At 58.5% G+C, this 10654-nt stretch carries 9 protein-coding genes and 3 pseudogenes; 2 read left to right on the top strand and 10 right to left on the bottom strand.

Annotated features, from left to right (window positions below):
* Both istB and IVA87_RS12310 read left to right on the top strand, forming a co-directional pair.
* Window positions 1-764 (top strand): IS21-like element helper ATPase IstB (gene istB / locus IVA87_RS12315; protein WP_247333684.1); only part of this gene is annotated, 764 nt, incomplete at its 5' end.
* A 114-nt stretch (window positions 765-878) separates the two neighbouring features.
* A pseudogene (locus IVA87_RS12310) lies at window positions 879-1416 on the top strand (IS30 family transposase); the annotation flags it as partial.
* A 127-nt stretch (window positions 1417-1543) separates the two neighbouring features.
* Here the strand turns inward: IVA87_RS12310 and ehuD are convergent.
* From ehuD to IVA87_RS12260, 10 genes and pseudogenes are all read right to left on the bottom strand, one after another.
* Window positions 1544-2211: pseudogene (ehuD, locus tag IVA87_RS12305) on the bottom strand (ectoine/hydroxyectoine ABC transporter permease subunit EhuD).
* A 69-nt stretch (window positions 2212-2280) separates the two neighbouring features.
* Window positions 2281-2985 (bottom strand): ectoine/hydroxyectoine ABC transporter permease subunit EhuC, encoded by a 705-nt coding sequence (gene ehuC / locus IVA87_RS12300; RefSeq protein ID WP_247333683.1) that lies wholly within the window; start codon window positions 2983-2985, stop codon window positions 2281-2283.
* Window positions 2986-3771, bottom strand: a pseudogene (ehuA, locus tag IVA87_RS12295) (ectoine/hydroxyectoine ABC transporter ATP-binding protein EhuA).
* Between the two features lie 117 nt (window positions 3772-3888).
* Entirely contained in the window at window positions 3889-4236 is a 348-nt protein-coding gene (locus tag IVA87_RS12290; protein WP_346658350.1) for a transporter substrate-binding domain-containing protein, read from the bottom strand.
* A gap of 33 nt (window positions 4237-4269) precedes the next feature.
* Entirely contained in the window at window positions 4270-5538 is a 1269-nt protein-coding gene (locus IVA87_RS12285; protein WP_247333681.1) for an IS256 family transposase, read from the bottom strand.
* 112 nt (window positions 5539-5650) lie between these two features.
* Window positions 5651-6025 (bottom strand): transporter substrate-binding domain-containing protein, encoded by a 375-nt coding sequence (locus tag IVA87_RS12280; RefSeq protein ID WP_346658351.1) that lies wholly within the window; start codon window positions 6023-6025, stop codon window positions 5651-5653.
* A 130-nt stretch (window positions 6026-6155) separates the two neighbouring features.
* Window positions 6156-6365: a hypothetical protein gene (locus IVA87_RS12275; protein WP_247333678.1), complete on the bottom strand. Its 210-nt coding sequence runs from the start codon at window positions 6363-6365 to the stop codon at window positions 6156-6158.
* Window positions 6366-6703: 338 nt separating this feature from the next.
* Window positions 6704-7423: an SDR family oxidoreductase gene (locus tag IVA87_RS12270; protein ID WP_247333676.1), complete on the bottom strand. Its 720-nt coding sequence runs from the start codon at window positions 7421-7423 to the stop codon at window positions 6704-6706.
* 639 nt (window positions 7424-8062) lie between these two features.
* A complete protein-coding gene (locus tag IVA87_RS12265) occupies window positions 8063-9709 on the bottom strand; it encodes an MFS transporter (RefSeq protein ID WP_247333675.1) in 1647 nt (548 codons plus the stop codon).
* A gap of 466 nt (window positions 9710-10175) precedes the next feature.
* On the bottom strand, window positions 10176-10652 hold the full coding sequence (locus tag IVA87_RS12260; protein ID WP_247333674.1) for an Lrp/AsnC family transcriptional regulator: 477 nt from the start codon (window positions 10650-10652) through the stop codon (window positions 10176-10178).
* Window positions 10653-10654 lie beyond the last annotated feature (2 nt).

Genomic DNA, 10654 nt, shown 5'->3' with positions numbered 1-10654 from the left:
CGACCCTCGACCAGATGCAGGCCCTCGGCCTTGCCGGAATGGCGGCCGCCTATCGGCAATTGGCCGAACAGGACAATGCCGCCGATCTCAGCCGCGACGAGTGGCTCGGCCTGATGCTTGATCGCGAAGCCGCCATGCGCGCCGACCGGCGCCTGACCAATCGCCTGGCCGCAGCCAAGCTGCGCTTCGTCGACGCTTGTATCGAAGACATCGACTTCGCGTCCCGCCGCGGCCTTGACCGGCGCAACACCCTGCAGCTGGCGCAAGGCGCCTGGCTGAAAGCCCATGAGAACTTCATCATCACCGGCCTGACCGGGACTGGCAAGACTTGGCTGGCGTGTGCCTTCGGACGCCAGGCGGCCAGGCTCGATCATTCCGTCCTTTATTTGCGGATGCCGCGCCTGTTCGAAGACCTTGCCGTGGCCCGTCTCGATGGTCGCTTCCCGCGCCTCATCGATAAGCTCGCACGTGTCCAGTTACTCATCCTCGACGACTGGGGCACCCACACCCTCAACGACCAGCAGCGCCTCGATCTCCTCGAAATCTTCGAAGAGCGCTACAGGCGCAAATCGACCTTGATTACCGCCCAGCTGCCCGTTGCCCAATGGCACGATATGATCGGCGAGCCAACCATCGCAGATGCTATCCTCGACCGGATCATCCACAACTCCCACCGTATCGCCCTCGAAGGCGACAGCATGCGAAGGAAAAAAGCTGCACGCCCCTTGACCGACGTCGAAAACAGCGAAACGAATACCAACTGACTTCAACAACCAGGCAACCAAAAGCCAGCGCCGCTACGCTGTCCGCGATTTAGCGAAACTGCTGTCCGTCAGTTAGCGAAACTGCTGTCCCGTTTTTGCGAAATGCGCATTGATGCGGGCATCCAGGTCTACTTCTGCGACCCGCAGAGCCCTTGGCAGCGCGGGACCAACGAAAACACCAACGGGTTGCTGCGACAGTACTTCCCGAAAGGCACAGACCTGAGCATCCACAGCGCCGATGAGATAGCCGCTGTGGCAGCGGCCCTCAATGCCCGACCGAGAAAGACCCTGGGCTGGAAAACGCCGGCAGAAGCGCTTGACGAATTGCTGTCATGAGTGAAAACAATCGGTGTTGTGACGACCGTTTGAATCCGCCCAGTACACAAGCGAGCAGTTCCAGCGCCTGATGGCCGACCACGGCATCGTTTGCAGCATGAGCCGCTCCGGCAACGTCTGGGACAACGCGGCGATGGAGAGCTTCTTCTCCTCGCTCAAGACCGAGCGTACGGCCAACAAGATTTATCGAACCAGAGACGAGGCACGCGCCGATGTGTTCGACTACATCGAACGATTTTACAACACGACCCGCAGGCACTCGACCATCGGCTATCTCAGCCCGGTTGAGTTCGAGCGCAAGGTAGGATTAGCTTAACCGGGTGTCCAGCAAACCGGCAGCAGCTCATCCCAAGAAATCGAGGCGAAGGCTGGCAAGCCGCACGCTCCTGGTGCAGGCCAATCGCAAGAGATATCGAGGCTTCTGTCGAGCAAGCCGCTTGACTTTAGAACACCGAGAGCTCGCCGCTATGCTTGCGTCTCAAAGCGTAGCGCCGCTCGAGAAAACGAAGGCCAGCCACGGCAGGTCTACTAACGGCCAGAAAGAAGGCGCCAACCATGGTGATCGGTTGATGTTCGCAACAATACGCGCCTGAGACATCAATTCGACCACGGTGATCACCGACAATAGCGGTGTCTCCTTGAACATGGAGACCACGTAGTTGGCAAGTGCAGGAAGCATCGGAGGCACGGCCTGCGGAATGATAACGTATCGCCACACTTGAAGGCGAGTCAGGTTCAACGCTTTGGCAGCTTCCCACTGCCCGCGTTCTCCATTGTCAATGCCGGCGCGGTACACCTCCGACGTGTAACTGGAGTAGTGAATCCCGAGCGTGATCACCCCGGCGGCGAGCGGGCTGAGAAAAATGCCGACGTCTGGCAGCATGTAAAAAGCGACGTAGAGCTGAACAAGAAGCGGCGTGCCTCTTACGAATTCGACAAAATACCGTAAAAACGAAGCAAGCGGAGGAAAGTTTGAGCGTCTGCCGACTGCGATTGCGCAATCGATGAGCATAGCGACCGCGGAGCCAAGTAGACTCGCAAATACGGTGATCTTCACTCCCTCGACGAGCTCGGGGAGGATCGCGAAAGCGAAGGACCAACTCCAATCCATTCATCATCTTCCCGACATTTGAGTGCATTTTGTTCCTGAAGAAAGTCTCAACGCCGAAATGGCCGTCGCCTATCGAGGCGGCGGTCCAGAATGTCGGTGCACGCCCCGGCCGTTTTGATACTGTGCGCTGTCGGTACTTGGTGAGAGTCGTTGCTCAAGGAGGCTCATGAGCGTCGAAATGACCATCGCCAAGGCAAAGTAGATGACCAATATTGTGAGATAGGGGATTGCCGTGTCGCCTGTCTGTGTACGGACTGTCTGTGCCCTGAAGGCCATTTCGGAAAGCGAGATCAGGGACACGATGGAGGTGCTCTTGAGCAACTCGACTGCGCTGTTAGAGAACGGAGGTATCATCAGCAGCAGGGCTTGTGGCAAAAGGACGTGCCTCAAGCGCTGCCAGCGCCCAAGATTGAGTGCTACACATGCTTCGATCTGTTCCCGAGGCAGAGCGAGCACTGCCCCCCGGACGATCTCCGAGGCGTAGGCGCCGGAGTTCAATCCGAGAACCAGCACGGCTGCTTGAAACGGACTTAGCGAAAAGCCCGTTAACGGTAGCACGAGGTACGCCCAGAAAAGCTGGACATACATGGACGTGCCCAGGAAGAACTCGGTGAAAAGGAGGGCTGGAACACGCAACCAAAGAGCCCGCGAAAGGCGTGCGAATCCGACTGTGAATGCAATTGCTGCAGCGAATATATTTCCGAGCAGGGTCAATTCGATCGTAAGGATCGCGCCCGAAAGGATGATCGACAGGAAGTGGATCGATTCCGGCATTCACAGACTCAGGCCCGCAGCGACGATCTTACGCAAGAACGCCTTGGTACGCTCTTGCTGCGGATTGCGGAATATTGCCTCCGGCGGTCCCTCTTCGACAATGCGTCCACCGTCTAGGAAGAGGATGCGGTCGGCAAAGTCTCACGCAAAACTCATTTCGTGAGTCACGTGCAGCATGGTCATGTCGGTGTCGAGCGCCAGTTTGCGCAAGACAATGAGCACTTCCTCAACAAGCTCGGGATCTAGCGCGGACGTCACCTCATCAAACAGCATGACCTTGGGCTTCAAGGCCAGCGCTCGCGCAATTGCCGCTCGCTGCTTCTGGCCGCCGGACAGTTCGGCGGGCCAGGCATGCGCCTTGTTGGCCATGCCAACCATCTCGAGCAGGTCCATCGCGAGATCCCTCGCAGCCCTCTCGGTGAGGCCGCGCCTGAGTACCGGCGCCAAGGTAATATTCTTTAGCACGCTCATGTGGGGAAAAAGATTGAACTGCTGAAAAACCATACCGATATTGCTGCGCATGTCTTCGAGATGCGCTTCGCGCCGGCGTGGAGGGAGTGTCATCGTCTCCGCACTCCAGAGCGGGTGACCGCCGACGAGAACGGCTCCACTTTGCACTGTTTCGAGGGTCATGAGGATGCGCAATATTGTCGTCTTGCCCGAACCCGACGCGCCGATCAGCGCGAGCTTCTCACCAGGAGATACAGCAAAGCTCAGATCGGTCAAAACAGGGTGAGTGCCGTAAGATTTGCATACCTCTGTGAACTGAACCACCGGCTGCGTCATTGCGCTTCCTTCGACAAAGAGCCTTGTACGACGACGGGAGCAGAGCAAACATATAGCGCTTGCCAGTAACCTCCATCTGCTCCATCGGTGCTCGCAGGGCGTAAGCGTCACTCTCAGCTACTTGGTGCAGAGCTCGTCGGTTGTAATTTTATCAACACCGACTGTGCCATCCTCCCGTCCGTACTTCTTCATGATTTCGAGATATTTGCCGCTGGCGATGATCTTTCGTAGACCTTCATTGTAGGCGTTTCTCAATTCCACGCTGTCCTCGCTAAAGGCAGCCGCGGCGCAGGAAAGCTTTGTATCGGCCACATGGACGACCTGCGTGACGGACGGGTTGCTAAGTCGCTTCTGCAGGTCAGCAGCAGTTGCAGTATCGTGGGCCAGAACGTCGATACGTTTGTCAGCCAGCAATTTCATTCCGCTAGTCCTATCAGGGAGAATGACAATGTCTTCGGCCTTCACACGAGTTATGCGGGATTTTGGGTGACGAGGTGATCAGGCGGCGTGGTTTGCCGGCATTTGGATGACCTCGATGCCGTCGTTGAATCTGACACCTGCGATCAGCTTCGGCAACTGATTTGTGCCTTTGAGCCGCCGCCAGGTCTTTGCTGCAGCGATGACCAGCTTGAACACCATCAGCCTGGCCGTGGTCGGCGACAACGAGCCCTTGGTGCGCACCGTCCTGTGCCGCACGGTGGCGAACACGCTCTCGATTGGGTTTGTCGTTCGCAAATGATCCCAATGCTCGGCAGGGAAGTCGTAGAACGCCAGCAGCTCGTCGCGATCCTTGGTAAGGCATTCAACCGCCCGACCGTACTTGGCGCGGTATTTCTCGGCGAAGACGTCGATCGCCGCCTCGGCGGACCCCCGGTTCGGCGCCCGGTGGACCTCGCGCAAATCCGTCTTCATGTTGGCCTGCACCGAGAGCGGGACCTTATCCAGAACATTCACGGTCTTGTGCACCCAGCAGCGCTGGTGCCGCGTGTCGGGACAGATCGCGTCGAGCGCCTTCCAGAAGCCGAGTGCGCCGTCACCGACAGCAATTTCCGGGGCGATCGGCAACCCGCGCCGTTTGACGTCGATCAGAAGCTCGCGCCAGCTTTGTGCGCTTTCCCGCACGCCAACCTGAAAGCCGATCAGTTCCCTCTTGCCTTCCGGCGTCGCGCCGATCAGCACCAGCATGCATTCGCTGTGATCTTCCATGCGGGCCTGCAGGAAGACGCCATCGGCCCACACATACACGTATCGTCGCGCCGACAAGTCGCGCCTCTGCCAGCGCTCGTACTCGCCCTGCCACTCGGCCGTCAGCCGGGAAATCACCGCGGGCGACAGGTTCGGCGCGTCCTTGCCCAGCAAGGCCGTCAGCGCCTCCTGGAAATCGCCGGTCGAGATGCCGCGCAGATAGAGCACCGGCAACAGCGCATCCAGACTTCTGGTCCGCCGTGCCCACAGCGGCAGGATCGCCGAGCTGAACCGGATCCGTTCGCCATCGCTGGGCGTCCCGCGGTCGCGAATCTTCGCCCGCGCGACCTCGACCGGGCCGACCCCGGTCTGGATCCTCCGCGCCGGCCCGTAACCATGCCGCACCACACGGGCGCGCCCGTCGGCAAGCTTCAAGTCCTTCACGGTGGCAAGAAAGGTCTCGACTTCGACCTCGACCGCCTGCGCCAGAAGCTGCCGCGCACCAGCGCGCAGAATATCGGTCAGTGGATCGTCGATCTCATCGGGCTGACGAAGTGCAACAATATTGCTAGTCTCGTTCATGGCGTATCGCTCTCCTTGAGAGGTTCTGGCAGGCTCGACACCCGCCTCGATACGCCGCCTATCTCAGGCCGTCATCACCCAGTTTCCCGCATAGCTCCCTTCACACCTGCAGCTATCGATAGCTCTTGTTGAGTACAGCCGGCCGCAGACACCGACCTTCAAAAGATTGTTCGGCAACGTCCTTATAGGAGTGAACTTTCCCCACGAGGGAGCCGGGTAGAATAAATGCTTCGCCTCCACAGCTCACGGGATTGGAGAAAATGACAGCTTGGCAGCGCTCGGGTCGAATAAAGAGAGCGCCCGAGGACGACAGCGTCGCCCGTTTCGATTGGATCGCGGGGATCATCGCGCCATATTCCATCATTTGACCGGTGAATTTGGTCACTCCGACTTCCTCTAGAATAGCCTTGTCGCGTTCAGGGCCAAGGCCGGCGGGCGAGCCATCCGGATCGAGCTTCATCCAGGGAGGCTCGTTGGCGACCGCGATGATAACTCCGTGCGATTGTGCTTCGTCTAAGGTTGTGGCGGATGCGGAGTAGGCATGCGAAGTAAAGATTGATCCGGCCGTGATCGGAGCTAGCAGCCACCTTGCGCGGGTTTGCAGCGGGCATGAAACGTCACTTCAATCGATCATTGGAGCCTCTTTCCAGTTTCGGGAGTAAAAGCAATGCAAAAAAGGCCGTGCGTCCAAGCGTCTGATCGAGCTTGAAGGGCAGATCGCTGGCCGAATCAAAGTCGCTAGCCCTAAAGCAAAGAGGCAGCCTGGCGCTGGTGAGAGTCTCTTCAGGAAAAGCCAAGCGAACCGCCTTTGACGCGCCGTCGCTCACGGACGAGCTCGCTCGCCCCGAGCACGGAGGAATGGCGGTTGTGTCGTGCATCTGCAGCCTGCCGAATGGCTCATAGTCCCCCGGTCGATGCGCGTTTAACAAAGGCTTATCGCTAACAGTATCGCCGACCTCCGCTGCCGAATATCTCCACTTGTGCCTTCTTTCGGCAGGAAGTCGGCAGAATAATAGAGTTTTTGCCGTATGGAGCGCCGTTCACTCCGACTGGGCTCGAGCCGAAGAACGGAATAGCACGCCAGGGAAATCCCCCGGCGAGAAGGCACGGCTTGGCGCGTCAACGAGTCTAGGCCTCGGCGATCGAACTGTTTGGCGGATCGCTGTCACCAGTCGAGTGTCTCGCCGTTGTAGTCCAGGAACGCCCCGCTAGTGGCCGGCGTGAGCTCAGCAATTCGTCGGGTGAGACAGAGCGCACTGTGTTCGGCGGAGATCGAAGTAGGGGAGGCAGATGCGCGTTCCCCGCCCATATCGGTACGCACCCACCCGGGGTAAAGTATTCCTACCAGAATTCCATCTTCGGCCCAGTCGCGTGCGAGGGCGCGCATGCCGTTGTTGAGTGCAGCCTTTGAGGCTCGGTAAGCATATCGGTCGCGGCTTGAGCCGTAATTTGTGCCGGTGGAAGCATAGTCGCTGCTTATCGCCACTAGCTTCTTCTCGGAAGAACGTAACAAGTTGTCACGCATTGCTTGTGCGATCAGTATCGGCGCGAGCGCGTTGATGCGCATGGTCGTCATCCAGCCTTCGACATCGATGCGCTCAGCCGACTGGGCTTTAGGTGTTCCGTTGATACCCGCATTGTTGATCAGAATGTCGACAGGCACCTCGCCGATCGTCCGCTTGAGCGAGGCAATCGAAGCGTCGTCGGCCACGTCGAGCTGTATGATCCGCACCTGCCCACCGAACGATGTCACGAGTTCCTCAAGCGAACGGGCTGTTGACGGGTCGCGGCAGCACGCGATCACCTCGGCGCCGTCGGTGGCGTATTGACGCGCGAGAGCAAGGCCAATGCCTCGATTTGCGCCCGTGATCAGTACTCTGGTCATGTGGAATACCTTTCTTATCTATGATCGCCCGCGCCTCGCGCCTGCATTTGTGAACGCCGAGAGGTTTCAAAGGGCGAAGCGTTACCATAAGGCCCGTTTAGGCTAGTGAGGTGCTAGCTCCCGACGGCCCGTCGAAATAACCCGAGCCGGGCCTCTTTCGCGTGGCGCAGGCGGGCTCCAGCCTTCTATCGCGGCGATGGGGATCTCAGTCCGAGCTGCTCTGACGTTTTTCCCGATGGAGAAATCGTAGGCGGCCCAATTCGGCGGGGAGCCAGCCTTGCTCGAGGTGCACCTTGCGGGGCGACAGCCCGCGTTCGAGATTGGATCAAGGAAAGGGTGATGGTGCGGCAGCATAAGGAGACCATAGCCGCGAAGCGAGGCAGAAGCCGGTCGTGTAAGTCCGATTGTCGTTGAAAATGTGCAACGAAGCGAAAAGACGCGCAGGTTTCATGCAGTCCATTGTGCTAGCCGGTTCCTGCAGGTCAGAAGGAGCCCTTCAGTCGAGACCCTCTGGGTGCGCCGATGAGGCGATGCTGGGCAGTGTACCCGCTTGGACGAAATGCGCCAAAACCGACTTCCGTTTTCCCGGGCGTTCGCCAGCTTACCTCTGCCCTGACTGATCCTTCTACAGCATACTGGCTAGAGCTCATTCGCAGCGCAGTCTGGCACCTCTTCTTTCCAGCGTACCGACCCGAATGGGCGTTCCAGCATCCGGCGAACACGCACAGGCTCAGGACCGATGTGGAAAGCCATCGCCTTGTCATCCAGCGCGCGCTCCAACTGCGTCCAGCGGTTGCGTTGGCGCAAATAATCTAGCCACGTCGGGCAATGATAGCGCTCCGTCCATAGCTCGGGGTCGGCGATGTCACGCGCAATCGACCAGCCATAGGCGCCGTTGCGTTGGCGGTAGAGCTGCACATCTTGCATGACGTTATGGAACGCGCGCGCATTCTGGGGAGCCACCCTGTACTCGAGTTCAACCACCAGAGGGCCGCTGCGGTAAGTAAGAGGGAGCCGGACCTTGGGATCGGCAAGCATCTCGGCCTCCTCCCCCCGCTCGGTGATGGACGGCATGGGCATCCAGCGCCCAAATAGCGGCAAGAGCAGCATCAGTGCAGCCGACACAAGTAGCGCGATCTCGACTCCAAGTCCATCGGTCAGCCGTCCCCACCCCCAGCTCCCGATCGCAAGTCCGCCTGAGAACGAAGCCTGCCAAGCCGCAAGCGATCGACCGGCAACCCACCGCGGCGCCGACAGCTGCATACCGATGTTGAACAATGTCCAGACTATCGTCCAAACGGCGCCCGCCAAGACGAGAGCTGCGACTGTCAATATCGGTTCATGGCTGAGAGCGACCGTGGCTATCGCGCCGCCCATCGATATTGTGCAGGCCCGAACCGCGGCCTCGCTGCTCATTCGGGCGCGCAATTCACCAATGTTGAGCGCTCCCATAACAGCTCCCGCGCCGAAAGCACCGAGCATGATGCCGTACGTTTGCGCGCCTCCTTGCAACAGATCGCGGGCAACCAGCGGCATCAGCGCCTGGATGCCGCTGCCGACTATCCCGGTTATCATCGAGCGCGCAATCACGACCTTGATTGACGGCGAATTGGCGATATAGCGCACGCCGGAGATAATGGCGCGGCTTAAGCGTTCCCGCGGCAACCGCGAGGGCTTCGGCACACGCTTCCACAGGAACAGTGCAGTTATCAACGGGAGATAGAGAAATGCGTTGACTGCAAAAGCCAAAACAGCGCCTGCGGTTGCAACTATGAGGCCACCAACCGCAGGTCCAAAACTCCGAGCAATGTTGTAGCTGATGCCATTGAGAGCGATTGCAGCCGGCAAACTCTCGGCCGGCACCTGCTCGCTGACAGAAGATTGCCAGGCCGGCCCCATCAAGGCCATGCCGGCACCAACCACAAAGCAAAACAGCAACAATAAATTTGGTGTCGTGAGACCCAGCCAGTCAATGCAAGTGAGGGCTGTGGCGCCGCAAAGAGCGATCGACAGCGCAGCCAGCATTACGATCCGGCGATCATGCATGTCGGCGATCGCGCCGGCCGGCATGGCGATCAACATTATCGGCAGCAACAAGGCTGTCTGCACCAGCGCCACCTTATCAGCGGAAGATGTCATCTCCGTCATCGCCCAGGCCGCACCGACGCCTTGGATAAGTATACCGAGGTTCGACAGCAGGCTCGCCAGCCAAATCCGCCGGAACGAGGAAAAGTGCAGCGGCGCGGTGATGCCGCTGTAGGTCTGAAAGTCGGACGGCTTTGTCATCTAGGTTCGCGGACCACGCGCGGCAATCTGATCGCAGCTCAGAAAATCGCGAAATATTGAGCGCGAATTGGACGAGCAGCTCGGAGGCGCGCTCGAATACCTAGAGTCTATGCGCGGTTCCGTTTTCGGATTTGCTGCCGCCATGATTGACCCGTAACACGACATCCAGATCTAGCGATAATCTGTCGCGCTCTGACCTCGGACGTCTTCCGGATTTTCTAATAGCCCAACGTAGCTTCTAAGCAATGCAGTGCTGTCATTGCTGAGCTGAGAGGAAAGACCATCGCCTCTCTTGCAGACGTGCGCGAGATCCATTCACTGGCTTGGAGTATCATGCCCTACCTTCTTGCGACGTTTGATATCACCAGACTCTACTACAGAGATCGCGCCCCTTTCTGGTGTTATGCGTGGATGGGCGATGAAAACGAGCGAAAAGCCTCGGAAGAAGCCCACAAAGATACGAACATCAACCTTCGTCGGGAGCTTCTACCGGAATTGCAAAACCAGCCTTTACGCGGTCCATCACGACCATTGTTTTAAATCCCTTGATGTCAGGATTCTCATAGAAGAATCGTCGGGTGAATTGCTCGTAGTCTTCCATCGTCCGCGCGGTGATATACAGGACGAAATCAGCGTCTCCAGTGACGTAAAATCCGTTGACGACTTCAGCTGACGATCTGATCGCTTTCTTGAATCTATCGATGATGTCTGCGCGCTCACGCTCCAGACTTACCAGGACGAGCATTTGGATGGGCCTTCCGACAGCCTTCGCCGAAACGATCGAGACATCGGCTTCGATGATGCCGTCGGAGCGGAGCCTCTTCAAGCGCCGTTGGCACGCAGTCGCAGAAAGCCCGGCAAGCTCGCCTATGATCTCAGATGTCAGGCGATTGTTTTTTTGGACAATCTCCAGGATGCGGGCGTCTGTTCGGTCGTATTGCATTA

The organism is Bradyrhizobium sp. 147 (genome assembly GCF_023073935.1).
GTDB lineage: Bacteria > Pseudomonadota > Alphaproteobacteria > Rhizobiales > Xanthobacteraceae > Bradyrhizobium.
Note: the sequence above shows the minus strand (reverse complement) of the source record. Positions and strands in the feature narration are given on the sequence as shown.

Bases quoted from the DNA above. Each gene is read 5' to 3' on its own strand.
- IVA87_RS12270 (WP_247333676.1), bottom strand. From the start codon at position 7,423: ATGACCAGAGTACTGATCACGGGCGCAAATCGAGGCATTGGCCTTGCT.
- IVA87_RS12260 (WP_247333674.1), bottom strand. From the start codon at position 10,652: ATGCAATACGACCGAACAGACGCCCGCATCCTGGAGATTGTCCAAAAA.
- IVA87_RS12265 (WP_247333675.1), bottom strand. From the start codon at position 9,709: ATGACAAAGCCGTCCGACTTTCAGACCTACAGCGGCATCACCGCGCCG.
- IVA87_RS12285 (WP_247333681.1), bottom strand. From the start codon at position 5,538: ATGAACGAGACTAGCAATATTGTTGCACTTCGTCAGCCCGATGAGATC.
- ehuC (WP_247333683.1), bottom strand. From the start codon at position 2,985: ATGCCGGAATCGATCCACTTCCTGTCGATCATCCTTTCGGGCGCGATC.